At 67.2% G+C, this 24,348-nt stretch carries 23 protein-coding genes; 13 read left to right on the plus strand and 10 right to left on the minus strand.

Annotated features, from left to right (window positions below; all coding sequences use genetic code 11):
* The first annotated feature begins 4 nt into the window (after window positions 1-4).
* The 5 genes from ACFVWG_RS27435 to ACFVWG_RS27455 all read left to right on the plus strand — a co-directional run bounded on the left by ACFVWG_RS27435 (window position 5) and on the right by ACFVWG_RS27455 (window position 6,727).
* Window positions 5-1,027: a hypothetical protein gene (locus ACFVWG_RS27435; RefSeq protein ID WP_391546289.1), complete on the plus strand. Its 1,023-nt coding sequence runs from the start codon at window positions 5-7 to the stop codon at window positions 1,025-1,027.
* Window positions 1,028-1,090: 63 nt separating this feature from the next.
* The gene (locus ACFVWG_RS27440) at window positions 1,091-1,867 is read left to right on the plus strand and encodes a hypothetical protein (protein ID WP_391546290.1); all 777 of its coding nucleotides are present in this window, start codon (window positions 1,091-1,093) and stop codon (window positions 1,865-1,867) included.
* A gap of 41 nt (window positions 1,868-1,908) precedes the next feature.
* Window positions 1,909-2,736 carry a phosphotransferase gene (locus ACFVWG_RS27445; RefSeq protein WP_391546291.1) on the plus strand — a complete coding sequence of 276 codons (828 nt, stop codon included), beginning with the start codon at window positions 1,909-1,911 and terminating at the stop codon, window positions 2,734-2,736.
* Entirely contained in the window at window positions 2,733-3,602 is an 870-nt protein-coding gene (locus tag ACFVWG_RS27450; protein ID WP_391546292.1) for an NAD-dependent dehydratase, read from the plus strand. Before ACFVWG_RS27445 ends, ACFVWG_RS27450 begins: the two co-directional genes overlap by 4 nt.
* Before the next feature lie 20 nt (window positions 3,603-3,622).
* Complete coding sequence (locus ACFVWG_RS27455) at window positions 3,623-6,727, plus strand: GH92 family glycosyl hydrolase (RefSeq protein ID WP_391546293.1); 3,105 nt, start codon at window positions 3,623-3,625, stop codon at window positions 6,725-6,727.
* 97 nt (window positions 6,728-6,824) lie between these two features.
* On the opposite strand, the gene ACFVWG_RS27460 is transcribed toward ACFVWG_RS27455, so the two are convergent.
* Window positions 6,825-7,496, minus strand: a complete 672-nt coding sequence (locus tag ACFVWG_RS27460; RefSeq protein ID WP_391546294.1) for a hypothetical protein — start codon at window positions 7,494-7,496, stop codon at window positions 6,825-6,827.
* A 236-nt stretch (window positions 7,497-7,732) separates the two neighbouring features.
* The gene (locus ACFVWG_RS27465; RefSeq protein WP_391546295.1) at window positions 7,733-8,020 is read right to left on the minus strand and encodes a helix-turn-helix domain-containing protein; all 288 of its coding nucleotides are present in this window, start codon (window positions 8,018-8,020) and stop codon (window positions 7,733-7,735) included.
* Between the two features lie 76 nt (window positions 8,021-8,096).
* On the opposite strand from ACFVWG_RS27465, the gene map reads away from it, so the two are divergent.
* Window positions 8,097-8,870 (plus strand): type I methionyl aminopeptidase, encoded by a 774-nt coding sequence (gene map / locus ACFVWG_RS27470; RefSeq protein ID WP_391546296.1) that lies wholly within the window; start codon window positions 8,097-8,099, stop codon window positions 8,868-8,870.
* Window positions 8,871-8,873: 3 nt separating this feature from the next.
* Here the strand turns inward: map and ACFVWG_RS27475 are convergent, their stop codons facing one another.
* The 5 genes from ACFVWG_RS27475 to ACFVWG_RS27495 all read right to left on the minus strand — a co-directional run bounded on the left by ACFVWG_RS27475 (window position 8,874) and on the right by ACFVWG_RS27495 (window position 13,238).
* Window positions 8,874-9,395 carry a hypothetical protein gene (locus ACFVWG_RS27475; RefSeq protein ID WP_391546297.1) on the minus strand — a complete coding sequence of 174 codons (522 nt, stop codon included), beginning with the start codon at window positions 9,393-9,395 and terminating at the stop codon, window positions 8,874-8,876.
* Window positions 9,392-10,492 (minus strand): helix-turn-helix domain-containing protein, encoded by a 1,101-nt coding sequence (locus tag ACFVWG_RS27480; RefSeq protein WP_391546298.1) that lies wholly within the window; start codon window positions 10,490-10,492, stop codon window positions 9,392-9,394. Before ACFVWG_RS27480 ends, ACFVWG_RS27475 begins: the two co-directional genes overlap by 4 nt.
* A 95-nt stretch (window positions 10,493-10,587) precedes the next feature.
* Window positions 10,588-11,586 (minus strand): LacI family DNA-binding transcriptional regulator, encoded by a 999-nt coding sequence (locus ACFVWG_RS27485; RefSeq protein ID WP_391546299.1) that lies wholly within the window; start codon window positions 11,584-11,586, stop codon window positions 10,588-10,590.
* A 69-nt stretch (window positions 11,587-11,655) separates the two neighbouring features.
* Window positions 11,656-12,591, minus strand: a complete 936-nt coding sequence (locus ACFVWG_RS27490; RefSeq protein ID WP_391546300.1) for a ribokinase — start codon at window positions 12,589-12,591, stop codon at window positions 11,656-11,658.
* Window positions 12,588-13,238 (minus strand): SIS domain-containing protein, encoded by a 651-nt coding sequence (locus ACFVWG_RS27495; protein WP_391546301.1) that lies wholly within the window; start codon window positions 13,236-13,238, stop codon window positions 12,588-12,590. The genes ACFVWG_RS27490 and ACFVWG_RS27495 overlap by 4 nt, the downstream gene beginning before the upstream one ends.
* Before the next feature lie 259 nt (window positions 13,239-13,497).
* Here ACFVWG_RS27495 and ACFVWG_RS27500 point away from each other — a divergent pair, with 259 nt between their 5' ends.
* The 4 genes from ACFVWG_RS27500 (at window position 13,498) to ACFVWG_RS27515 (ending at window position 18,607) form a co-directional block, all read left to right on the plus strand.
* A complete protein-coding gene (locus ACFVWG_RS27500) occupies window positions 13,498-14,841 on the plus strand; it encodes an ABC transporter substrate-binding protein (RefSeq protein ID WP_391546302.1) in 1,344 nt (447 codons plus the stop codon).
* Between the two features lie 65 nt (window positions 14,842-14,906).
* Complete coding sequence (locus ACFVWG_RS27505; protein WP_391546303.1) at window positions 14,907-15,794, plus strand: carbohydrate ABC transporter permease; 888 nt, start codon at window positions 14,907-14,909, stop codon at window positions 15,792-15,794.
* A complete protein-coding gene (locus ACFVWG_RS27510; protein WP_391546304.1) occupies window positions 15,784-16,581 on the plus strand; it encodes a carbohydrate ABC transporter permease in 798 nt (265 codons plus the stop codon). The genes ACFVWG_RS27505 and ACFVWG_RS27510 overlap by 11 nt, the downstream gene beginning before the upstream one ends.
* Window positions 16,582-16,591: 10 nt before the next feature.
* Complete coding sequence (locus ACFVWG_RS27515) at window positions 16,592-18,607, plus strand: DUF4185 domain-containing protein (RefSeq protein ID WP_391546305.1); 2,016 nt, start codon at window positions 16,592-16,594, stop codon at window positions 18,605-18,607.
* Here ACFVWG_RS27515 and ACFVWG_RS27520 read toward each other — a convergent pair.
* From ACFVWG_RS27520 to ACFVWG_RS27530, 3 genes are read right to left on the minus strand one after another with little or no spacing between them, the layout of a single operon-like run.
* Window positions 18,580-20,220 (minus strand): DUF4091 domain-containing protein, encoded by a 1,641-nt coding sequence (locus ACFVWG_RS27520; protein WP_391546306.1) that lies wholly within the window; start codon window positions 20,218-20,220, stop codon window positions 18,580-18,582. The genes ACFVWG_RS27515 and ACFVWG_RS27520 overlap by 28 nt on opposite strands.
* A 38-nt stretch (window positions 20,221-20,258) precedes the next feature.
* Window positions 20,259-20,927, minus strand: a complete 669-nt coding sequence (locus ACFVWG_RS27525; RefSeq protein WP_391546307.1) for a maleylpyruvate isomerase family mycothiol-dependent enzyme — start codon at window positions 20,925-20,927, stop codon at window positions 20,259-20,261.
* Window positions 20,918-21,568 carry a pyridoxal 5'-phosphate synthase gene (locus ACFVWG_RS27530; protein ID WP_391546308.1) on the minus strand — a complete coding sequence of 217 codons (651 nt, stop codon included), beginning with the start codon at window positions 21,566-21,568 and terminating at the stop codon, window positions 20,918-20,920. The genes ACFVWG_RS27525 and ACFVWG_RS27530 overlap by 10 nt, the downstream gene beginning before the upstream one ends.
* Before the next feature lie 121 nt (window positions 21,569-21,689).
* On the opposite strand from ACFVWG_RS27530, the gene ACFVWG_RS27535 reads away from it, so the two are divergent.
* The 3 genes from ACFVWG_RS27535 to ACFVWG_RS27545 are packed head-to-tail and all read left to right on the plus strand — an operon-like array spanning window position 21,690 to window position 24,334.
* Window positions 21,690-22,355 carry a VOC family protein gene (locus tag ACFVWG_RS27535; protein WP_391546309.1) on the plus strand — a complete coding sequence of 222 codons (666 nt, stop codon included), beginning with the start codon at window positions 21,690-21,692 and terminating at the stop codon, window positions 22,353-22,355.
* 4 nt (window positions 22,356-22,359) lie between these two features.
* Entirely contained in the window at window positions 22,360-23,424 is a 1,065-nt protein-coding gene (gene dapE / locus ACFVWG_RS27540) for a succinyl-diaminopimelate desuccinylase (RefSeq protein ID WP_391546310.1), read from the plus strand.
* A 37-nt stretch (window positions 23,425-23,461) separates the two neighbouring features.
* Complete coding sequence (locus tag ACFVWG_RS27545) at window positions 23,462-24,334, plus strand: TIGR00730 family Rossman fold protein (RefSeq protein WP_391546311.1); 873 nt, start codon at window positions 23,462-23,464, stop codon at window positions 24,332-24,334.
* Window positions 24,335-24,348 lie beyond the last annotated feature (14 nt).

The raw sequence follows: 24,348 nt of genomic DNA on the forward strand, positions 1-24,348 counted from the left end.
ACCGATGATCCGCCGAATCGCCGCCGTACTGACCGTCCTGCTCCTACTCCCGTTGTCCGCCGCCCACGCGACGGTCGGCGGTTGGTCCACGCCCATCAGGCTGTACGCCGCCAGTGATCTCCAGGGCCGCGGTTATGCCTACGCACCGAGCGCCGTGGCGGGGAGTCCGACGCGCCTCTACACCTGCCACAGCCGGGCCGCGAACACCATCCGCGACGACATCTTCCTGACCAAAGTCGGCGGTACGTCGACCTCGGTGCTGACCGGGACCGGCTCCGGCTGGGACCACTTCCACAACTGCGACCCGAGCGTCGTACGGGTGAATGTGCCGTTCAACGGCCACACCTACAGCTACGCGATGTTCTACCTCGGCAACGACGTCGACGCCTCCGCGCACAACGCGATCGGTGTCGCGGTCGCCGACAACCTCGACGGGCCGTGGCTGAAACTACCGAACCCGGTCATCCGGTTCCCCGGCAGCAGCACGTCCGAGTGGGGTGCCGGCCAGCCGACCGCCACGACCATCAACGCGGACCAGGGCACTGTCGTCCTCGCGTGGACCCAAGGTCTGCCGAGCGGGAACATCGGCAAGGCCGCCCAGGTCAGCTTCGGATCCGGTCCGCCGATCGTCCAGTTCGAGCGAGTGCTTCCGATGGTCGGCGAGGACAACGGCCTGAACAACTTCGACCTCGTCTACTCCCCGCCGCGCGACCGCTTCTACATGGTCCGCGAGGGTCACCCGTACCCGAGCGGCTCGCAGCCCGACTACATCTCCGACCACCTGCAGATCGCGAGTATCTCCGGGGCCGGATTCTGGGGCACTCCCGGCGTGGGCTGGACGGTCGAGAGCACGATCACCAGCGCCCGCACGGGCACGCCGCGGACCCACAACCCGGGCTTCCTCCGCACGATCTACGGCACCCTGCCGAACGAGTCCGAGCTGACCGTGGTCTACACCTCGGCCGGTTACGACCCCGATTCGCTCTGGTCCTACACCCTCTGGCAGACGACTGCTCCGCTGAGCTGAGCAACTTTCCGGAGCGTGGCGACGTCTTTCCAGACAGTAGCCCACTGAAATGCGAGGCTGAAGATGACCGTCCCCGTCATCAGCATCACTGACCTGTACGACCCGCCGGAGCATCCCGGCGGTGCCCTCGACCTGATCCTGCCCTACGGCCTGCCCGAGCTCGACCTGCGCGCGGTGATCCTCGACAGGTCGACGGAGCACCGGCCCGGCGCACGCGATGCCGGCGTGATCGCGATGATCCAGCTGAACGCGATCTTCGGCCGCAACGTCCCGTTCGCCCGGAGCCCGTCCGCCTGGATGCGCGACCCGAGCGACAGCATGTACGACGCTCCACCCGCCCAGCAGCGGGGGATCCAGGTGCTCCTGCACGCTCTCGCGGACAGCCCGGAACCGGTCCACCTGCTGTCCTTCGGGTCGGCCCGTTCGGTGGCGGTCGCGTACAACCGGGCGCCCGAGATCCTGCACGAGAAGGTCGCCCGGGTCCACCTTTCCGGTACGACGGACCCACACGCGCTGCGCCGGATCACCGACGCGGGTCTGCCGCTGTCGCGGAGTCCGGCTGCGGGTTGCACGCTGCCCGATCTGAAGTGGATCGAGGACATGCACCCGTGGCTGCGGCGTTATCTCGGCTACGCGCTCGGCGGATTGTCGCGGCCCGATCTGCTGCGTGCACTCGAGGAGGAGGCCCCGGCCGAGGTGATGGCCGACATCTACCAACGCAGCTACGAGGTCCGCCAGCTCGCCGTCTGGATGAGCCTCGCGGGGATCTGCATCGAACAGGCCATGGCTGATGTGGTGCCCGCTCTCTTCCAGTCCTTCCGTCCCAGCGGTCTGAGCTAAACGGCTGGGAAGCGCCTGGCGAGCCGTGATCTACTCGTCGGGTGCTTCCCGCCTGGCTTCCTCTCGCTGTTCTTGACGCCACGCAGGCGCCTTCGTTCGAGGCTCTGCACGGTGAGTTGCTCCGGCAGTGGGCGTCGTCCGAGGTCTGGCGATTGTCGTACGGGCTGCGCAGCGTCATCGTGAAGCGCGGAACGGACACCCAGTCCGGCGAAGCTTCGTCGTACCAGCGCTTCGTCGTGCCGCTCGGCTTGCCCGCGCCGGAACTCCGGTACGCCGCCGAAGGGGTGATCGTGCTCGAGGATGTGGGGCGAGTGACCCTTGAGCAGGAGCCGACCGCCGAGGGCTTCGTCGCCGCAGCCGGACTACTGGCCTCGATCCGTACGGCGGTTGTCGACGGGCCGAGCGATTTTCCGCCGGCTCGGGTGAAGGAGCTGGCCGATCGGATCGGGCGGATCACCTTCGACGTGTCACCGCTGGTGGAGGCGCTGACCCGGCTCCAGCAGGAGGAACCGCTGGGGGTCGTGCACGGCGACTTCGTCCCCAAGAACCTGGTCACGGACGGCCGTCGCTGGACAGCGGTCGACTGGCCGCTCGCCTACACCGCTCCGCACCTGTCCGACCTGTACACGCTGATCCGTGATGCCGTTGCCCTCGGCCACGATCGCGGTCCGATCGTCGCCCGGTACGTCGAAGCGGCGGCGGCCGATCCCTTTGTCGTGGACCGCCAACTGCTCGTCGGCGGGGCCTGCTTCTGCCTGCTCGCACTGACCTTCGTGGTCGAGGAAGGTCAGCACACCATCCCCGAATCCGCCGGCTGGATCGATCCGCTGCTGGCCGAGCTCGCGGATCTCGTGGAGCAGTTGTCGTGAGGCTGCTGGTGCTCGGTGGCACGAAGAACCTTGGCCGGCATGTCGTCGAGGCGGCGTTGCGGGCTGATCATGAGGTGACGTTGTTCAATCGCGGTCTGACGAATCCCGGACTGTTTCCTTCGGTGCAGCACGTGGTCGGGGACCGCGCGGACCCGTCGGCGCTGTCCGTGGGGTCGTGGGATCGCGTCATCGACATGTCGGGATTCCTGGTGCGCGATGTGCGGTTGAGCGCGGAGCTGCTGAGAGATCGGGTTGGGCAGTACACGTTCATGTCCTCCATCGCGGTGTATGCGGACAAGGCGACGCCGGGTCAGGACGAGTTCGGGCCGCTGGTGCCCTGGCCGGTCGGTGCCCCGGACAACGAGTTCACGATGGATCTGTACGGGCCGTCGAAAGTTCGGTGCGAATCGTTGCTGGCAGCCACTTTTGGTTCGCGGGCAGCCTGTGTGCGGTCGGGGTTCGTGGTCGGTCCTTACAACCCGGACTTCGGGAACTGGGGTACGGCGCTTGCTCACGGCACCCAGATGGAGTGTGCGGCGCTGCCTACGCAGCCGGTGCAGTACGTCGATGCGCGGGATCTGGCCGAGTTCCTGCTCCGGGACTTGTCGGGGCCGTTCAACGTGGTTGGGTCGTCGCGGACGATGGCGGAGGTGGCCGCGGCCTGGCGGTCCGTCGTACCGGATGCTTTGCCGGTGGACTGGGAGCCGGCGGTGGATCGGTTCCACCTGGAGGATGACGGGCTCTTCAGGCTGGACAACGGTCGCGCTCTGGAATCCGGTTTACAGCTGCGGACGGATGCGGAGAGTGCTCGGGACTTCGTGGCCTGGATCCGGGACGGAAATCTGCCCCCTGACCCACCGCACTGAAATGTTCTAACATTGCGGCCGTGATCCTTGAGACCGGTGGAGGGCCTGGCGGCCCGACCAGCCCGCAGGCGGGCTTCAGCAGTGTGAACGCGGTGCGTTACGCCGGTACGACCGGTGGGCGGCAGGCGCTCTCGCTGAAAGCCGTTTCGTTGCCTGAGGTGGCGCTGAGCGTGACCGCGGGGGTGATCCAGCGCGGTGAACGGCTGCGCTACAAGGTCTATCCGGAGCTGGACGACCGGCTCGAGTACGACGCCACGTACGTGGCCGTGGACCTGATCTTCGCCGACGGGACGCGGCTGTCCGAGCTGGGGACGACCGACCAGTATGGGAACGCCTTTCACGCTTTTGGACAGGGTGTCGCCAAGGTCCTCTATGCCAACCAGTGGAACGACGTTCAGGTAGATCTCGCCGTTGCGGCCGGGAAGACGGTTGCGGACGTCGTGCTGACGGTGGACGCGCCGGCGTCGGGGACCTCGTTCGTGGGGTGGATCGACGACGTGGAGATCGGGCCGGCGCCGCCGCGGCTCGACGGGTCGGATCTCGCCGCATATGTGGACACGCGCCGGGGGACCAACGCGAGCTTCGGGTTCTCGCGCGGAAACACGTTGCCGATCACGGCCTGGCCGAACGGGTTCAACTTCATCACGCCGGTCACGGATGCGTCGACGTACCGGTGGGCGTATGAGTACCACCGGCTGAACAATGCCGACAACCTGACCGAGTTGCAGGGACTGACGTTCTCGCACCAGCCGAGCCCGTGGATGGGCGACCGCGATCAGCTGACGATCATGCCGGTGGCTGCTGCTTCGCCGTTGGGTGATCCGGTCGCGCGGGCGGCGGCGTTCAGCCACGACGACGAGATCGCGCGGCCGGATCTGTACTCGGTTCGCTTCACGAGCGGGCTGTCTGCTGAGCTGGCGCCGACGGATCACGGAGCGATCTTCCGGTTCACGTTCCCCGCGGACGCGGCCGGACGGCATCTGATCTTCGACACCATCGACGAGAACGGCGCTTTCGCGTACGACGACGGCGCGCTGACCGGTTGGGTCGAGAACGGCGCGGAGACCGGGCGAACCCGGATGTTCTGCTACGGGGAGTTCTCCTCCGTGCCGTCATTCGGTCCTGCGGATGGCGGCCGGACGAACGCGCGAGCGGCGACCTTCGCCACGGATGAGGTGACGGTCCGGATCGCGACGTCGTTCATCAGTGTGGAACAGGCCCAGCACAACCTCGCGCTGGAGTTGGCGGGACGGTCGTTCGACGAGATTCAGCAGGCTGCCAACGAGATCTGGAACGAGCGGCTCGCGGTGATTCGTCCCGAGGGCGCGACCGAACCGCAGTTGCGCACGGTCTACGGCAACCTCTACCGGCTCAACCTCTACCCGAACTCGCAGTACGAGAATGCGGGCACCTCGGCCGAACCGTCGTACGTCTATGCCAGTCCCGTCATTCCGCCCGTTGACGGCAAGGCAGTGGTGAAGACGGGCAAGATGTATGTGAACAGCGGCTTCTGGGACACGTATCGGACCGCCTGGCCCGCCTACGCATTCCTGTACCCGACACTGGCCGCTGAACTGGTGGACGGATTCGTTCAGCAGTACCGCGACGGTGGGTGGATCGCGCGCTGGTCCTCGCCGGGGTACGCGGACTGCATGACCGGTACCTCGTCCGACGTCTCGTTCGCGGATGCGTATCTGCGTGGAGTCGAGTTGCCGGACCCGCTCGCGACGTACGACGCCGGCCTGCGCAACGCGTCCGTCGTACCGGAAGCAACCGAGGTCGGGCGGAAGGGTGCCACCACCGGGTTCTTCAACGGGTATGTCAGCAACGACACCGAGGAGAGCGTTTCCTGGTCGTTGGAGGCCTATCTGAATGACTTCGGCCTTGCGGCAATGGCCAGCCGGCTGGCCGATGACGCCAGCGTGGACGACGTTCGGCGGGAGCGGTTGCGCGAGGAAGCGGCGTACCTGTACCGGCGTTCGCAGAACTACGTGCTGCTCTTCGACCCGGCGATCAACTTCTTCCAGGGGCGCCGGGCCGATGGGGAGTTCGCCCAAACGCCCGAGGACTTCGACCCGTGTGAGTGGGGCGGCGACTTCACCGAAACCGACGGCTGGAACTTCGCTTTCCACGTCGCGCACGACCCCCGCGGGCTGGCCGGCCTGTACGGCGGTCCGGGTGGGCTCGAGGCCAAGCTCGACGAGTTCTTCGCGACGCCCGAACTGGCCACGAAGAAGGGCAGCTACGACATCGTCATCCACGAGATGCTCGAGGCGCAGGCCGTCCGGATGGGCCAGTTCGGCTTCAGCAACCAGCCCGCGCATCACATCGCCTGGATGTACAACTACGCCGGCGCCCCGCACAAGACACAAGCGATCGCCCGCGAGGTACTCGACCGCCTGTACGTCGGTGAGCAGATCGGCCAGGGATATCCGGGCGACGAGGACAACGGAGAGATGTCGGCCTGGTACCTCTTCGCCGCGCTCGGCCTTTATCCGCTGCGCGTTGGTGCGCCTGAGTATGCGATCGGGTCGCCGTTGTTCCCGCGGGTAACAGTGTCGCCGATCGGCGGTACGCCGTTGCTGATCACTGCCTCGGGGGTGGAGCACCCGTACGTCCAGGAGCTCCGCGTCGACGGCAAACCGTTGTCGGTGGCATCGATCACCGATGTCGCCCTGCAGACGGCTTCGCAGGTCGAGTTCGTGCTGGGCGCGGAGCCGTCCGACTGGGGCACGCTCGAGTCCCCGCCGTCGCTGTCCTCTGAAACCCCTGCGCCGTTGGTCGACCTGATCCCGCTCGACGTCGCCAACCCGCTCTTCGACAACACCTCGACCACCGAGGTCGCGGTCGATTCGGCCGTTGAGTGGTCGCTGGCGTCGCCGGCCACCGCTGCCTTCTACACCCTCACCTCCGCCGCCGGACCGGGCGCCGACCCCTCCGGGTGGCGTTTGGAAGGGTCATCCGACGGCGTCACCTGGTCGCTCCTCGACGAGCGCACCGACGAGACCTTCCCCTGGCGCCACCAACTCCGCCCCTTCCAAATCCCCACCCCCACCCCCGCCCAGCACTACCGCCTAACCCTCACCACCCCCGCCACCCTCACCCAGGTAGAACTCCTCCACTGATCCCCATTTGCCTGGCTAGGCAGCCGCGTTGGGGGTTCTGCACCCTGAATAAGGGTGCAGAACCCCGCATTTCAGTGCCTAGCCAGCGAAATCGGGGTTAGGCGGCGGCGTGGTGGAGGCGGGCTTCGGCTTGGGCGCGGAGGGCGGTGAGGGCGACGGGTGGTTGGTTCCAGAGGATTTCCGCGCGGGCGTTGTGGAGCGCCGGCCAGAGGCTGGCGGCCCAGGCGACCTCCAGCTCGTCCGGCGTGAATTCTCGATCCTGCTGGTAGGCGTCGAGGAAAGCTCGCGAACTGGCCAGCGGGGCGAGGGTTGGGATCTCGTTACTCGCAAAGGCTCCTGCGGCCGCACCAACCAGTGCGGCCTCGGGCAGCCACGCGATGCTGTCCCAGTCGTGGATCAGGTACGGCGCGTTGTTGTGCCACCGGAGGTTCTGCGCCTCCCAGTCTGCGTGACCGAGGACGTGTCGCATCGAGGCGGCTCTGACCAGTCGGCTTCGGGTTTTAGCCGCGATCGCGACCAGATCCGCCGGCAGCGAATCCACCCCCGGCCGGCCGTCGTGCAGCGGGTTCGGCGGCCACTCACCTGGACCATCGTGATCCCAGCGCACCCACTCCGGGTTCGGCAGCGGTGGCGGCAACCGCAGCCGCCCGGTCACCGCCATGACCGCGGCAAACAGTCGCGCCGACCGTTCCGCCGTACCGGCATCGTTGCCTGCAGCAACCTCACCTTCAGGTCGCCACTCCTCGGCGTGCACCGCCAAGTCGCCCACCAAGCTCACCCCGGTCAATGGCCGAGCACAAGGCAACCCAGCCTCCAAAACCGCCCGCTGCACCGCCAAACAAGTCCCCACCCGCCCACCAGCATCCGGCCGCGCCTTCACCACAACCTCGCGCCCATCCTCCAACCGCAGCCCCCACACCTCACTCACCACCGACGCGGCGAGCAGCACCTCAGCCGGCCGAGCCCCCAACTCCCGCCCACACCACGCGCCCACCCAGTCCGGGATCAGGATGCGAGGCGTTCGCGGGTACGGCGGGGAGTGGGCTCGGCGGGCGGGTTGATCTCGGTCCAGACCTCGTCGAGGGACAGGCCGAGGACGTCGGCGATCGCGGCGATGGTGGGGAAGGCCGGGGTGGCGACGCGGCCGGACTCGATCTTGCGCAGCGTCTCGGGGGAGACGCCGGCGTCGAGGGCGGTGTCGAGGATGGAACGATCACCTCTGGCCCGGCGCAGCAGGGCGCCGAGACGCTGACCGCGCTCGATCTCGGTGGGGGTGAGCGGCAACCTGACCATGATCTGATAATAGTACCGGTATAGTTTGACCGGGATAGTTATTGGTACGTGTAGTCGTGACGAGAAGGACGCCCGCATGATCGAGATCCTCAGCCCCACCGAAGTAGCCAAGGCGCGGAAGACCGGCGCCCTGGTCGGCACCATCCTGCAGACCCTGAAGGGCCGGACCGCGGTCGGTACCAACCTGCTCGACATCGACCAGTGGACCAAGGCGATGATCGCCGACGCCGGTGCCCAGTCCTGCTATGTCGACTACGAGGCATCCTTCGGCCGCGGCCCCTTCGGTCACTACATCTGCACGGCCGTCAACGACGCCGTACTGCATGGCAAGCCCGCCAACTACACCCTCGCGGACGGTGACCTGCTGACGCTCGACCTCGCCGTACTCCTCGGCGGAGTGGCCGCCGACGCCGCCATCAGCTTCATCGTCGGCGACACCCAGCCAGCCGAAAGCGTCGCCCTCATCGACGCCACCCAACGCGCCCTGACCGCCGGCATCGCCGCCGCCATCCCCGGCGCCCGCATCGGCGACATCTCACACGCCATCGGCACCGTCCTGACTGCCGCCGGCTATCCCGTCAACACCGACTTCGGCGGCCACGGCATCGGCTCGACCATGCACCAGGACCCCCACGTAGCCAACACCGGCCGCCCCGGCCGCGGCTACAAACTCCGCCCCGGCCTCCTCCTCGCCCTCGAACCCTGGGTCATGCAAGACACCGCCGACCTCGTCACCGACCCCGACGGCTGGACCCTCCGCAGCGCCACCGGCGCCCGCACAGCCCACACCGAACACACCATCGCCATCACCGACGCCGGCCCCGAAATCCTCACCCTCCCGACGATGTGATGGCTAGATGAGGTCCCGTTTGCGTGCCCACTCGCTGAAACCGCCCGGTTCGAAGGGGTAGCGGGCGCCGGATGCGAGCAATTGATCGACCAAAGCGCTCGCGGATGACTCGCCCCACCGCTCCTCCTGGATGGCCAGCGCCACGACCCACAGCAGGCCGTGAACTTCCAGCCCATAGCTCTGCGCCACCTTGCGTGCTTCGGCGTCGTCGACAATCGCGACCGCCTCATGGACTTCGGCCCACGCGAACACGGTGGCCTCGCCTTTGCTGTGTGTTGTGGTGGCGACTCGATCGAGCCAGGTCCCGAGCGCGGTCAGTTCTTTGATGTGGTCGACGTGTACGACTCTGGTCCACTCCGGCTGCGCACATCCGTGCTCGCCGAGCTCCTCGATGACCGCAGCGGTTGTGTGGTTGTTCCAGGGATTCGCGGCGGGTCCCTTGGCGAGTTCTCCCAAGACATCCAGTCGATCGATCTTGCCGGCGTGGATCAATGGCGATGCGTCCCAGACGACGTTTCGGTTCAAGGTCGGGGCTCATCCACGGTCGGCAGTTCTTCCTCTGTCAGGGCTCCATGGAGTAGCTCGACGGCTCTGGCCTTCGTGATCCGCGAACTGCGGTAGGCCGCCAGGACGGCCTTCTTCCATCGTGGACCGACAGCACCGACCGACAGATCCTCGAGTGGGACATCGCCGTAGATGGCCATGAAGTCCCCACGTTGCGGTGTGCGGGCGTACAGGGCCTGGGTCTCAGCCTTGGCGATCAGTTTGCGTTGGCAGGCAGCGCGTACGACGGCGGTCCATGAGATCCGATATGTCGCCGCCAGTCGAACCAGCCGAGTCCATGAGTCCTCGCCGGGATGGCGCGACCACTCGGCCAGGAGCTCGTCGGACGGCAGCAGGAGCTCGCCGGCGAAGACGTCGATCAGCTTCTCACGCTCGTCGCGGCTCGCGGCGACCCCGACGTCGCTCTGGTACTCGTCGCCGAGGACGTGGTGGCCGATCTCGTGTGCGGCAGTGAAGCGGCGACGACCGGACGGAGCGTGCCCGCCGAGCACCGCAACACCGAAGCCGGGCGCAGGTGACAAGGACGATCCGTCCACATCGAAGTCGGCGACGAGGATGTACAGGCCGACGCGCTCGGCGACGTCAGCGAGCGGTGGCAAGGGACCGATCGGAATCTCTGCGAAAGCGCGAACGGTTCGCGCATAGGCGCGAGCCGAATCTGCGTCGCGAACCGTTGCCCGCGGCACGGACCCGATGTCGGCCAGCTCCTGCAGGCTGCGCAGCTGTTCGGCATCGCGAAGATGTCCCTCGAGGAGGGCATCGATCCGGTACTTGGTCCGTTGAACGGCTTCGGCATCATCGGAAAGGCTCTCGCGGCGGGATACCATCGCTGGTGGCGACCGGTGCACGAAATGAGACAGTGGCAGACCGAGGGCGTCGCTGATCCGCAGGAGCTCGAGGGCGGAGACTTTGCGGTCGCCGGTCTCGACCTTGACCAGCGCGGACCGTTCCAGACCGATCTGCACGGCAAGCTCCGCCTGGCTGAGAGCGGCAGCCAGCCGTGCCTCGCGGATCCGCTGTCCGAGCTCGGCCAGAGTCTCGATCGCATCGGTGGTCACTGTGCGAATATCGCACATTCCAGCCCTCGATGCGAGTCAGATCGCGGAGTGCGGCGGAGGCGTGCGGGAGGACTGTCGCCGCGGAGCGGCGTCCTTTAGGTGCGGGGGGCTGAGGTGGCTCGGATGTGGAGTTCGGTGCGGAGGGTGACGGTGGAGGGTGGGCGGCCGGGGGAGGCGATGCGGTCCTTCAACAAGGAGCCGGCGGTTCGGCCTAGTTCGTAGGTGGGTTGGGCGACGGTGGTGAGGCTGGGGACTACCAGGTCCGCCCAGGGGATGTCGTCGAAGCCGACGACGGCGATGTCATGGGGGGCGCGGAGGCCTTTTTGGGCCAGGTACTCGAGGGCGCCGACGGTCATCAGGTTGTTGGTGGCGAAGAGGGCTTCGGGGGGTTCGGGGAGGGCGAGGAGGCTTTCCATCGCCGCGTAGCCGCCGGCTTCGCGGAAGTCGGCGTACCGGACCAGGTCCTTGTCGTAGCGGATGCCGGCAGCCTTGAGGGCGGAGCGGTAGCCGGCCAGGCGGTCCATGGCGGTGCTGACCTTGCGGGGGCCGGTGATGCAGGCGATCCGGCGGTAGCCGCCGTCGATGAGGTGTTTGACGCCTTCGTGGGCGCCGTGCTCATTGTCGACCAGGACGGTGTCGGCCTCGACGCCTTCGACGCGGCGGTCGATCAGGACCATCGGGGTCTTGGCGTCGGCGAGCTGCTGGACACCCTCGGCGGTGGAGGTCGGTGAGATCACGACTCCGGCCATCTGTTCGGTCAGTACGGCGGACGCGTACGCCGCTTCCTTCGCCGGATCCTCGTCGGAGTTGCAGAGGACCACGTGGTAGCCCTCGGTCTGCGCGACGTCCTCGAGTCCGCGCACCAGTGAGGTGAAGAACGGGTTCTCGATGTCGGAGATGACCACGGCCCACAGGTTCGTCCGGGACTTGCGCAGGTTCCGGGCGACGCCGTTCGGGCGGTAGCCGAGCTCGGCGACTGCGGCGCGGACCTTCTCGGAGAGCTCGGGGTCGACGTTGCGCCGGCCGCTGAGCACGCGAGAGACCGTCGCGGGGGACACCCCGGATCTACGCGCGACGTCGTAGATCGTCGTCATACCCGCCCCCTGCTGGAGATCGATTGTCCGTCTGGATCGCACTCTAACCCCGATCCGACGCAAACGATCTCATGACAAGCCGGGGTCCAGCAGCGCGAGGGCGGCTTCGCGAACGGGTGCCGAGGCTGCGGCGCCGTTCACGGTTGTGGACAGGGCACCGGCGGCGTTGGCCAGCCGTACGGCGGCGATCAGGTCTGCTCCGGATGCCAGTGAGGCGGCGAGTGAACCGCAGAAGGCGTCGCCGGCCCCGACCGTGTCGACGGTCGCCACGAGGTGCGGTTCGATCCAGACTTCGGCGCCGGATGAGCGGTCGACGACGAATGCTCCCCGCGCTCCGAGCGTCACCACGCAGCCCTGCAGATCCCACTCGTCCGCGAGCTTCCGGGCAATCACCGGTACCTGGGTCTCGTCGTCGCAGTCGAGCCCGGTCAGCGCCGCGGCCTCGACCTCGTTCGGTACCAGGATGTCGACGTCCGCCGCCAGTCCTGGATTGATCGGTCCCACCGGCGCCGGCGTGAGAATCGTTGTCACCCCGGCCGCTGCCGCGATCCGCAACGCCGTCTGACTGGCCGCAACCGGCAACTCCAGTTGAACGCTGAGCACCCGGCTGGCGGTCAGCACGTCGGCGGCCGCTTCCACATCCGCGGACGTGATCGCTGCGTTGGCGCGCGACACGATGATGATCGAGTTTCCGCCATCTGGCAGCACCAGTGGCAATCCGACTCCGGTTCCGAGGGATGGATGCCGGACAACCCACGAGGTGTCGACCCCGTCGGACTCGAGCAGTTCGACGAACTCCTCGCCGTACCGGTCGCTGCCGATGGTCCCGACGATCGCTGTCCGCGCGCCCATCCGCGCGGCCGCGATCGCCTGGTTCACGCCCTTCCCGCCGAGAAACTCCGCGAATCCGGTCCCGTGCAGCGTCTCCCCGGCGAGCGGCCGCCGCTCCGCGCTCGCGACGAGATCCTTCATGAACGACCCGAGCACGCAGACGTCGTACCTCATGCGTCCTCCCCGGCCAGACGCTTGCCCAGGGCACCGGACGGATGGAACCGCGCGAAGTCGTGATGGCTGAATTCCCGCAGTACGACGAGCGCACACGCGAGCGCATCGCCCATCGCGAGCGATGCCGTCGTGGACGCGGTCGGCGCCAGGTTCAGCGGATCCGCCTCGCGCAACACCATCGTGTCCAGCGTGTACGTCGCCAACCGGGCCAGTGTCGACTCCTCGTTCCCGGTCATCGCGATCACCGGGATGTCCCGGTCCCGCAGCATCCGTGCGAAGGCACAGACCTCGGCCGTCTCACCGGAAGCCGACAACGCCAGGACGAGATCCCGCGAGGTGACAGCGCCGGAGTCACCGTGCAACGCGTCACCAGAGTGAATGAAGGTCGCAGGTGTGCCGGTGCTCGCCAGTGTGGCCGCGATCTTCCGGCCGACCAGCCCGGACTTGCCGAGCCCGGTCACCACCAGATGCCCTTCGCACGCGGCGACCGCGATCAGTACGTCGAGGAAAACGCCGTCGAGGCGGTCGGCCAGCGCCGACACGGCCGCGGCCTCGGTCTCGATCGCGACCCGGGCCGCGTGCAACCCGCGGGCGACCAGGTCCCTGGACACCTCGTGGGCGGCCGCGCGGTTGGGCACAACTGGCATCCGGACCTCACAAACGGAAGAAATCGATTTCCAAGAAGTAGACGCACAGTAGGCAGTGCGTCCGAACAGTGTCAACGGCTGAATCCTGGTCGAAACCCTTGCATGCAGGCGTAAACCGGCGGATTTGATCACATCGAGACTGTCTCCGCTCTTGACCGTCCACAGCCTCGATCGTAGATTGCGAGAAATCGATTGCCCTGACAAGCCCGACAGCGCAATCCGGGTAGACCAGTCGGCCAGACCACCCCTGGAGCATCTGATGGCTGCAACACCTTCCCCCGCACAGCTCAGCCGCCGTACCTTGCTTGGCGCCTTCGCCGCGAGCGCGGCCGCCGTACCGCTGCTGTCTGCCTGTGGCGGTTCCGCCGGCGGCAGTGGCAAGGAGATGTCGTTCTGGAACTTCTACGGCCCGTCCGACGACCAGGGTCCGCAGAGCAAGTGGTTCGTCTCCGTTGTCGACGAGTGGAACAAGAACAACGATGTGAAGGTCAAGCTGCGGTACATCCCCGGCAAGGACTACCTGAACGGGACCACACTGCAGACCGCGTTCCAGTCGGGGCAGGGCCCGGACATCTTCCTGATCAGCCCGGGCGACTTCCTGCGCTACTACAACGGCAACGTGCTGCAGGACCTCGGCTCCGCGCTGTCGGCCGAGTCCAAGGCCGACTACCTGCCGGGGTTGCTCGAGGCGCGCAGCGTCGACGGCAAGGTCTACGGACTGCCGATGGAGATCGAGCCACTCGCCATGTACTACAGCGAAACGGCGTTCGAGAAGGCCGGTCTGTCCGAGGCCGACCTGCCGAAGACCTGGGACCAGACGCTCGCCGTCGCCGAGAAGCTCACCGGCAAGGACCGGTACGGCGTGATGTTCGAGACGCTGCCCGGCTATTACCAGAACTTCACCTGGTACCCGTTCCTCTGGCAGGGTGACGGCGCCCCGATCAAGGACGGCAAGGTCGCCTTCGATTCGCCGGCCGCCGTCCAGGCACTGAAGTTCTGGCAGGACACCATCCAGAACAAGGTCGCCCCGCGCAAGGCCCTCGGCGACGGCGGCGGTGACGTGGTCTCGAACCTCGGCTCAGGCGCGGCCGCGATGCAGCAGAGCGGGATCTGGGCGGTCGCCGACATGCGTGGCAAGGCCAAGAACTTCAAGTACGGCGTGATTCCGCTTCCGACACCGAATGGTGGGAAGGCGGCGACGGACCTCGGCGGTTGGGCGTTCGTGGCCAACTCCAAGGGCAAGAACCCCGAAGCGGCGGCCAAGTTCATCGCCTGGGCGCTCGGCTCGACCGACGCGGCCGGCGTCGAGCGGCAGCGGCAATGGAACACCGTGGTGAAAACGAATGTGCCACCGCGAAAGTCTGTCCAGGATGCGGCAGACGCCAAGGGTGCGTTCGCTGACGGTGCGCTGAAGAAGTTCGTCAGTGAGATCGCGCCGACCGGCAAGCCCGAGCCGCGCTTCCCGCCTGAGGTGTACCAGCCGATCGCCGACGCCATCCAGGCCTGCCAGCTGAACGCGTCCGATCCCGCCAAGGCGGCGGCCGACGCGGCGGCGCGGATCGACACCTTCCTGAAGACTTACCAGGGTGCGCCGATCAGCTGATGGTGACCACGACAGCTCCACCTGTGAAACCTTCCGTGCGGTCGGCGGTGCGACACAAGCCTGGCATGACGAGGAAGCGGCGCGAGGCCCTCGCGGCCTGGGCGTTCCTCGCGCCGGACACCCTCGGTCTGCTGGTCTTCGTCGCGCTCCCGATGGTGCTCGCGTTCGGCGTCGCGTTCTTCAAGGTCGACGGCTTCGGCAACTACCAGTACGTCGGCCTGGCGAACTACAAGCTGATGGCCGGAGACGACCAACTGCTCGCGTCGCTCAAGGTGACCGGGACCTACGTGATCACCTTTGTCCCGATCGCGTTCGTGGTCAGCTTCGCGCTGGCCATGCTGGTCCGCAATCACTTCAAGGGCATCGGCTGGGTCCGCGCGGCGTTCTTCCTGCCGAACGTGGTCAGCCTGGTGGTGGTCGGCCTGATCTGGCAGTTCCTTCTCGTCGACAAACGCGGCGCGCTCTCCAAGCTGCTGGCTCCACTCGGCCTCGGCGACGTCTCGTTCCTCGGTACGCCGTCCCTTGCCCTCGGCACCTATGTGGTGATCAGCGTCTGGTTCCTGATGGGCTATCAGATGCTTGTCTTCCTTGCAGGTCTGAAAGACGTGCCCAAGGAGCTGGAAGATGCCGCACAGATAGACGGTGCCAGCTCCTGGCAACGGTTCAGATATGTGATTTGGCCGCTGCTCCGCCCGACCAGCTTCTTCGTCGTGGTGAACTCGACGATCGGCGCGGTCACCGGTCTGCAGGCGTTCGACCTGGTCTTCGTGCTCACCAAGGGCGGCCCGGCCCGCGCGACCAGCACGGTCGTGCTCTACATCTACGAGCAGGCGTTCACCTTCAACAACATGGGGTACGCCGCTGCGCTGACCACCGTGGTCGTCGCGATCCTGGTGGTCTGCACCGGCCTGATGTTCGGCGTCACCCGAGGGGGCCGTTTCGATGAGGATTAGATTCCTGCCGATCCTGGCGCACGTCCTCGCGATTATTGCGGTGTTACCACTGCTCTGGATCGTGATCAGCGCGCTGAAGCCCGCCGAGGACGTTTTCAACTTCGGCTGGCCGTCGACCTGGACACTCGACAACCTGCAGTACGTGCTGCTGAAGATCCCGATGCCGCGGTTCATGCTGAACTCGGCGATCGTCTCGATCACCGTGACCGTGGTCGCGCTGTTCTTCCACTCGATGGCGGCCTACGCGCTGGCCCGGCTGCGCTTCCCCGGCCGCGGGATCGTCTTCTCCGGCATCATGTCGACGCTGCTCGTCTCGCTGCCGGTCATCCTGGTGCCGCTGTTCCTGGTCGCCAAGCAGCTCGGCCTGCTGGACAGTTACGCTGGGCTGATCGTGCCGAGCATTTTCCATGCCTTCGGCATCTTTCTGCTCCGCCAGTACTACCTGAACATCCCGCGTGAGCTGGAGGAGGCTGCCGACCTCGACGGCTGCGGCTACTGGCGACGGTACTGGAGCGTCATCCTCCCGCTCAGCCGCCCGATGCTCGCCTCCCTGTCGGTGCTGTTCTTCCTGGCCAACTGGAACGCCTTCCTCTGGCCGCTCACCATCACCCGGAACCCGGACCTGCGCGTCATCCAGCTCGGCGTCTCCGGTATGCAGGGGCAGTACGCCTCGGCCTGGAACCTCATCCTCGCGGCTGCCGTGATCGCCGCCGTACCGACGGTCGTTGTCTTCGTCGCCGGCCAGCGCCGCCTGGTCGACGCGATGAAGACCACCGGCCTCAAGTGAAGGACCAGACATGAAACGTGGCGCCCTCCTGGCCGTCCTGCCCTTGCTTTTCGGTACGGCGTCCGTGGTCGGCTGGGGCGGTCCCGCGGCCCTGCCGACCGTCCCGGCGATTGGCACCGTGGAGGTCGAGTCGAAGGGCATTCCGAGCCCGAGCGACGGCGATCTCTGGCCGTCCTGCTGGGCCGGCAACGACAACCTGTACGCCGCGAACGGTGACGGTAAGGGGTTCAGCCTCGACCACGAGTTCTCCGACATCGCGGTCAGCGAGATCAACGGCGTACCGGGGAAGTTGTCGGGGGCAACAATTGCGAAGGGGATCGGGCCGGTCTGGAGTGGTGCCGGATACAACCGCAAGCCGACCGGCATGGTCTGCGTCGGCGACACCCTTTATCTGGCGGTCCAGGACCTCGCGCTCGACTTCAACGACGTACCGGCGGCGACGATCCTGAAGTCCACCGATCACGGGAAGACGTGGACGTGGGACCAGCGGAAGCCGATGTTCGCCGACCACGTCTTCACGACGATCTGGTTCGCGGACTTCGGCCGCGGTGGCGCGTTGGCGCCGGACGGCTATGTCTACGCGTACGGGCTGGACGGCAACTGGCGGGACTCCTTCGACGACACGGTCGCGGACCCGCAGAGTGTGTTCCTGGCCCGCGTCCCCAAGCAGAAGGTGCAGGACCGGAGCGCGTGGAAGTTCTACACCGGCAGCGGTTGGTCAGCTCGTGTGAAGGACCGCAAGCCGGTACTGACGGACCAGCGTCGGCTGTACGCCCAGACCTACGGGACCAACGCCTCCAACCTCAGCGTGATCAGCCAGGGCGGCGTGACCTACCTGGCCCAGCAGAAGCGCTATGTCTACACGTCCTGGACGGAGTACACCTTCGAGTTCTACGACTCGCCGACACCGTGGGGACCGTGGAAGCACTTCCTCAGCAAGGACTTCGGCGGGTACCCGTGGTCCACCACCAAGTACGGCGGGTACGGCGTCACGATCCCCTCGAAGTTCGTGCAGCCGGACGGGAAGACCATGTACCTGCAGGCGAACGTCTGCCCGTGTGGTGGGGGCGGAATCGGCACGTCGGTCTACAACTTCAACCTGCGCAAGCTGGTGCTGACACCTGCTAACGGAAAGCCTGCTGACAACCTGCCGGCCCCGGCCAACCTCGCAGTGGGCGCGGTGCCGATCTCCAAGTCGACACAGTCCGGCAGCCTCGCGCTGATCAACGACGGGGCGACGACTGGCAGCGAGTCCGACTTCGACGACGAGGTGAAGGGCACCTCCTTCTGGGGCTACACCTGGCCGACGCAGCAGCGAGTGAACCGGCTTGAGTTCACCTCTGGTGCGGTGTCGGCCCAGGGCGGCTACTTCACCGGCAGACCGCGCGTTCAGGTACGACGCGACGGCGCGTGGGTCGAGGTGGGTGCCCAGACAGTCGCACCGGCCTATCCGGGTGATGCCACCGCCGGTGCCAACACGACGTACACACTGACGTTCCCAGCCCAGGAGACAGACGGCGTCCGAGTGATCGGCTTACCCGGCGGCACCCGCAGCTATACAACGGTTTCCGAGCTCGCAGTCCGGTACGTCGCTCAGCTGGCCGACGGTGGTTTCGAAGGAACCGGCGGTGGTAAGCCGGCTTGGCTGTTCGAGGGTACGGCGGCCAACGGGGTGGACCGTGGTCTCGGCTTCGCCCACTCCGGTGCGAACAACGGGTGGATCCGCTGCGCCTGCACCGGGTGGAGTGCGCTCTACCAAACCGTGCCGGTGACGCCAGGAACGACGTACCGGTTCGGCTCCTGGATCAGTGCGTCCGCGAACCTGCCAGCTGGCGCTGGTCGCTTCGGGGTCCGCAACGGCACGGCTGAGCTGGCGAGCGAGGTGTTTGGCGCAGGGACCGGTTACGTGCACCACGAGGTCACGGTGAAGGTGCCGGCCGGTGTGCACGAGCTGACCGTCTACGCCGGGTTCACCGGGCCCAACGTGGACACGTGGATTCAGGTGGACGACTTCAGCGTCAGCTGAGCCGCCATGCGTTGGCGAGCTTGGTAGTAGTGGTCAGGGTCGAGTACGGGACGGTTGAAGCGCAGCGTCCGGTCGGGGTCGATGAGGTCGAGAGCCACATCGGCCCCGTGGGCGGTGCGGACGGCTTGGAGCGCTCGGTGGTCCCACATCGCCTGGGCGAAGACGCGGTGCCGGAGCGACGGCCACGGCGTACCGTCCGTGCCGGGGTAGACGATGAACGGGTCGCCGGATGGGAACGCGCCACCGGCTGCAGTCTCGGTGAACGGGTCCACGCGCTTGACGGCGTACTGGGTGTACCAGAAGTTGAAACCCCAGTGCAGGAAGCCGTCTACGCCAGAGGCGAAGAGCTGGTGCCCGATCGCCCGGTTACGCGCCGAGGGCATCCCGATGAAGCGGTTGGCGACGTCCTTGTTCTGGCTGACGCAGTAGTACACCCACAGGCGCTCCGGCCGCTCGGCCAGGAACGGTTCGACGTGATCGGTCGCGACTACCGGGAGTGGGACAGCACCTGATGTCCAGAACGAGTGCTCGCTCAATGCGTCGACCAGCGTCCAGCCCTTCAGCAGATCGGCGACCACTGCCTTCGCAGCGAGGTAGCTGGCGAGTCCCTCCTCGCCAGACGGTTCATCGGAGATGTGGAAGACCACGTGCTCGCGGTCCCACTCCTCGTCGAGCACTGCCTGCAGCGCGGGCAGCAGGGCTTCCATGAGCGTCCGGTACTGAGGATCGGTTGCCTCGACGTCCCACCCGAAGACACGCTGGTCGCCCACCACGATGCCCGGCGTTGCCTTCGCACCCCACTGGGTGAAGAGGTGCGCGACCTCCACACCGGTGATCCCGTTGCGGCGACACAACTCGAGCCAGCGACGCAGCTTGTCGAAGCCGAAGCGGTACCCGTCGTCAGTGGCGGTGATGTCGACGAGCTGTACGACGGTGCGGTACGAGCCGACCGCAGTGTCGAGAGGTGGTGTCCAGACTGGTGTGAGCAGCGACGTCGCGCCCATCTCGGCAGCCGACGCCATGAAGCGGTCCACCAGCGTCCAGTGCTCCTCGCTGAACACGTCAACGCCGTAGTGGTCAGCCAGCGAGTCGAGGTGCATCCAGTGGCTCGACACGATGTCGAGTGGCGGTAGCTCGACTCTGGTGAGCTCGACGGTGACAGGCTGCCGGTGCAGCTCAGCGCCGTCGGGTGAGCTCAGTACGACGGTGAGGTCGTGGCTGCCGGCTCGGGCCGAGTCGGTGGTGGTGACGTCGAACCACAGCGCCGACCACTCGCCGGGCCGCACCGAAGTCTCGCCGCTCGGAATGGGTCGGAGCACGTCCGGATACTGCCCCGGCTCGTCGAACTCGTAGCCGTCGTCATGCTCGGGGAAGGCCAGCAGTGAGCACGGCACAAGGTCCACGCTCGACACCGCGACCAGATCAGCGGCCGCGCCCTCGACCCGCACCTGGAGCGGGCCTGCGCCGACCGGTGGGCGGTAGGCGAGCTGGAACGACGCCGGTTCCCCGAGGAACGCTTGGAAGCGGGTTTCCGCCGCGGCCGGTCGCGGGTCCCGGGTCGGGTGCACCTTCGCGAGCGCATCACAGAGTACGAACGTCCACTGCGCAGTCATGCCTACATCATTCAGATGTGTGCAGGAATGCGCAACGGTCAGGGGTAGGGGAGAAGCTCCGGCGTCGGTCCCTTGACAGCGGTGGTGGGCGGACGGCCGGCGTACCAGGCAGTGAGCGCAGTGAGGGTGCCGGTGAGGACGTGCTCCTCGCCGGTGCCGTTCTCCCAGACTGGGCCGTCGGACGGTCGCAGGACCAGGTGGACGCCGTTCGGGGTGCGCGGGCGGAGGAAGTCGAGCAGATGCGCGCAGAAGCTGGCCGGCCACTCATCTGGGGTAGCGCCGAGCCCCAGGTCGCTGGTGTGGATCTCCAGCTCACGCCAGGTGGCGTCGATGCCGTGCGCGAGAGTGCTGTTGCGGTGCGAGATCGGCCGGGACCAGTCCTCTGGTCCGACCCGGTCCCAGGCGGCCAGGAGTGCGGTGACCGCCTCGTTGAGGTCCTCGACGAGCACTGCGGCCGGACGGTCGGCGCCGGCCTCGATAACCGCGTCCCTGGCGGGCCGGCCGCCGTCGTACACCTCGACGAGCTCGCCCCGCAGGGCGTACTCGACCTGGCGGGTGAAGGCTCGGGAGAAGTTCGCTACGTGGGTGATCAGGTGTCCGCGCGTCCAGCCGGGCAGCTCGGAGTCGCCACGGGCCGTGGCTTCGTCCAGTCCGGCCACCAGCGAGCTCATCCGAGCCGCGGCGGTCTTCACGTCGATCAGGGCCACAAGCGCTCCTTCGTCCAGGTGTCGGTCAGGCGGTACCGCAGGCGGAGATGGCGACGGTCCGGATCCGCCTGCCAGAACTCCACCTCATCTGCTTGCAGCGTGTACAGCGTCCAGTTCTCCGCGACCAGGCCCGGGTCGGCGGTCAGCCGCTCGGTCTGCGCCGCCACGGCGGCCTCGACCTCGGCGGGATCGTCCAGTACGTCGCTCTGGCGCGCTGCCGCCGCCATGGCGCGCGACGACACCGGTCGGCCCAGGAAGTCGCGTGCCGACTCCTCTGGGGCAGCAGGCTCGACCCGGCCGAGCACACGCACCTGGCGGCCGAGCGGGATCCAGTAGAACGTCAGAGCGGCGTACGGCGTCTTGACCAGCTCGAGGCCCTTGGGACCGCTCCACGTGGAGGCGAACTGCCAGCCCTCCGCAGTCACGTCCTTCAGGATCAGCACTCGCGCATTGGGTCGGCCGTCAGCTCGGACAGTGGACAGCGTCGCGGCCAACGGCTCCGGGATCTGCTGGTCCACCGCCGTCAGCAACCAGTCGACGAACAGCTCATGCGGTGTCTCCGGTGCACTGCCCGGATCGAACTGCGGCGGAGTACCGGTCAAAGTCGGTACGGCGCGCAGCCGGGTCCGCAGGTCAGTCACACCCTCGACCCTAAGTCAGATCCAGGTCCGCCGCAGATCGCGCTGCGTCCGAAAACACGCCGACCACGCACGTCACTCGTTCGGACGCAAGGAATGGAGATGGCGTGGTTAGCCTGATCGCATGACGGTGGCCCGGTTCAAGGACTTGTGTATCGACGCGAACGGTTCTCCCACGATGGTGGCGTTCTGGGCGGGGGTGCTCGGGCTGACCGTGCCGGCCGACAACCCGACCGTGCTGCTCGGCGACACACCCGAGAAGACGATCTGGATCAACACGGTCGGCGATCCGCGGACGGGGAAGAACCGGGTGCACCTCGATGTGCACACCGCGTCGATCGACGACCTGGTCGCGGCCGGGGCGACCGTGCAGGCGGAGCACTCGCACTGGACCGTGCTGACGGATCCGGAGGGCGGGGAGTTCTGCGGATTCGTGCGGGAGCGGGTTCCGGCGTACCGGCTGATGGAGCTCGTCGTGGATACCACCGACCCGCGGGCTCAGGCCGAGTGGTGGGCCGGAGTGGTCGGTGGGAGCGTCCAGCACTCGTCGGACACGCCGTGGTACTGGCTGGAGAACGTGCCCGGTCTGCCGTTCGCCTACTGGGTGTTCGTGCCGGTGCCTGAGCCGAAGACGGTGAAGAACCGCGTGCACTGGGATGTGACCGCGCCCGCGCTGCAGCCGGTGCTGGACGCCGGTGCGACCCTGCTGCGGGCCAAGGACGACCAGATCGGCTGGCACATCTGTGCTGACCCCGAGGGCAACGAGTTCTGTGTGTTCCTAGAGCATTGACCCCATGACCCTAGACCTGACTGTGTCCGGACCCGACCTGACCGAGGCGCTGGTCAACATCTCGTCGGTCAGTGGGACCGAGGAGCCGCTGGCCGACCAGGTCGAGGCGGCGCTCTCGGCGTACTCGCATCTGAAGGTGTTCCGGCACGGGAACACCGTGGTGGCGCGGACGGACTTCGGGCGTGCGGAGCGGATCGTCATTGCCGGGCACCTGGACACGGTGCCGCTGAACGACAACCTGCCGGCGCGGCGCGCGGACGGGCTGATCCACGGGCTCGGAGCCTGCGACATGAAGGGCGGGGTCGCCGTCGGGCTCCGGCTGGCGGCCACGCTGACCGAGCCGAACCGGGACATCACCTACGTCTTCTATGACTGCGAAGAGGTCGAGTCCGAGCGCAACGGGCTGTTCAAGCTGACCCAGTCGAACCCGGAGCTGCTCGAGGGCGTGTTCGCGGTCGTGATGGAGCCGTCGAACGCTGTGGTCGAGGCGGGCTGCCAGGGGACCATGCGGATCGAGGTCACCACCCGGGGCGAGCGGGCGCACTCCGCGCGGTCGTGGATGGGCCGGAACGCGATTCACGCGGCCGGAGACGTGCTGGCCCGGCTGGCGGCGTACGAGCCGCGGCGGGTGCCGATCGACGGCCTGGAGTACCGCGAGGGGCTGAACGCGCTCGGAATCACCGGTGGGGTCGCGGGGAACGTCGTACCGGACCTGTGCACGGTGGAGATCAACTACCGGTTCGCGCCGAGCCGGTCCGAGGCGGAGGCCGAGGCGCACCTGCGCGAGGTCTTCGACGGCTACGACATCGAGGTGACGGACTCTGCACCGGGTGGACTGCCGGGTCTCGAGCGGCCGGCTGCTGCGGCGTTCCTGCAGGTGGTGGGCGGTGAGCCCAAGCCGAAGTTCGGGTGGACCGACGTGGCACGGTTCACGCTGCTCGGCGTACCGGCGGTGAACTACGGGCCCGGCGACCCCCTGTATGCGCACAAACAGGATGAATTCGTGCCGGAGGCCGAGATCGAGCTGTGTGAACAGCGGTTGAGGAGTTGGTTGACCGCGCCCGCGTGAGCCGATGCGGTGTCGGGATAGGTCCTAACCTGGGGGCATGGCAGAACAACCCTCGATCCACCCCGACCGTCCAGTCGGCCACCAGCAACGCGGACCGGTCGTGATGCGGCGCAAGCAGGTGCAGCAGTCCACGTCCGAGCAGCGGTTGCTGGACAGCCGCGGGCCCTCCGACTGGGTGCACACCGACCCGTGGCGGGTGCTGCGGATCCAGTCGGAGTTCATCGAGGGGTTCGGCATGCTCGCCGAGCTGGGCCCGGCGATCAGCGTGTTCGGGTCGGCGCGGACCAAGCCGGAAGACCCCATGTACGGCGCTGCCGAGGAGCTCGCGCGGAAGCTGGTGGACGCCGGGTACGCGGTGATCACCGGTGGCGGGCCGGGCGTGATGGAGGCGGCGAACAAGGGTGCCTCCGAGGCCGGTGGGGTCTCGGTCGGGCTCGGGATCGAGCTGCCCTTCGAGAACGGCCTGAACGAATGGGTCGACATCGGGATGAACTTCCGGTACTTCTTCACGCGCAAGACGATGTTCGTGAAGTACGCGCAGGGGTTCGTGGTGATGCCGGGTGGGTTCGGCACGCTGGACGAGCTGTTCGAGGCGCTCACGCTCGCGCAGACGCGCAAGGTGACGTCGTTCCCGGTGGTGCTCTTCGGTACGTCGTACTGGGGCGGGCTGGCCGACTGGCTGCGCGAGACGATGCTCGTCGACGGCAAGATCTCGGCGGCCGACCTCGACATGTTCACGATCACCGACTCCGTGGACGAGGCCGTGAGCTACATCGTCAAGTCCGCCGAACTGGCCGACGCGGCGGCCGAAGAGGCGGCGTCGACCGCTGCCGAACAGGTCGCTCAGACGGAGAATCCGGCCGCCCGGGAGCGTCGCGAAGACCGCCGCCTGGGCTCCGACGGGAGCTAGGTTTTCGGCTCGAA

The organism is Kribbella sp. NPDC058245 (assembly GCF_042882005.1).
In the GTDB taxonomy this organism is placed as follows: domain Bacteria; phylum Actinomycetota; class Actinomycetes; order Propionibacteriales; family Kribbellaceae; genus Kribbella.

Coding starts and splice junctions, on each gene's coding strand:
- ACFVWG_RS27435 (WP_391546289.1), top strand. CDS start 5: ATGATCCGCCGAATCGCCGCCGTACTGACCGTCCTGCTCCTACTCCCG.
- ACFVWG_RS27440 (WP_391546290.1), top strand. CDS start 1,091: ATGACCGTCCCCGTCATCAGCATCACTGACCTGTACGACCCGCCGGAG.
- ACFVWG_RS27510 (WP_391546304.1), top strand. CDS start 15,784: ATGAGGATTAGATTCCTGCCGATCCTGGCGCACGTCCTCGCGATTATT.
- ACFVWG_RS27485 (WP_391546299.1), bottom strand. CDS start 11,586: ATGACGACGATCTACGACGTCGCGCGTAGATCCGGGGTGTCCCCCGCG.
- dapE (WP_391546310.1), top strand. CDS start 22,360: ATGACCCTAGACCTGACTGTGTCCGGACCCGACCTGACCGAGGCGCTG.
- ACFVWG_RS27495 (WP_391546301.1), bottom strand. CDS start 13,238: ATGCCAGTTGTGCCCAACCGCGCGGCCGCCCACGAGGTGTCCAGGGAC.
- ACFVWG_RS27465 (WP_391546295.1), bottom strand. CDS start 8,020: ATGGTCAGGTTGCCGCTCACCCCCACCGAGATCGAGCGCGGTCAGCGT.
- ACFVWG_RS27520 (WP_391546306.1), bottom strand. CDS start 20,220: ATGACTGCGCAGTGGACGTTCGTACTCTGTGATGCGCTCGCGAAGGTG.
- ACFVWG_RS27490 (WP_391546300.1), bottom strand. CDS start 12,591: ATGAGGTACGACGTCTGCGTGCTCGGGTCGTTCATGAAGGATCTCGTC.
- ACFVWG_RS27505 (WP_391546303.1), top strand. CDS start 14,907: ATGACGAGGAAGCGGCGCGAGGCCCTCGCGGCCTGGGCGTTCCTCGCG.
- map (WP_391546296.1), top strand. CDS start 8,097: ATGATCGAGATCCTCAGCCCCACCGAAGTAGCCAAGGCGCGGAAGACC.
- ACFVWG_RS27500 (WP_391546302.1), top strand. CDS start 13,498: ATGGCTGCAACACCTTCCCCCGCACAGCTCAGCCGCCGTACCTTGCTT.
- ACFVWG_RS27545 (WP_391546311.1), top strand. CDS start 23,462: ATGGCAGAACAACCCTCGATCCACCCCGACCGTCCAGTCGGCCACCAG.
- ACFVWG_RS27535 (WP_391546309.1), top strand. CDS start 21,690: ATGACGGTGGCCCGGTTCAAGGACTTGTGTATCGACGCGAACGGTTCT.
- ACFVWG_RS27515 (WP_391546305.1), top strand. CDS start 16,592: ATGAAACGTGGCGCCCTCCTGGCCGTCCTGCCCTTGCTTTTCGGTACG.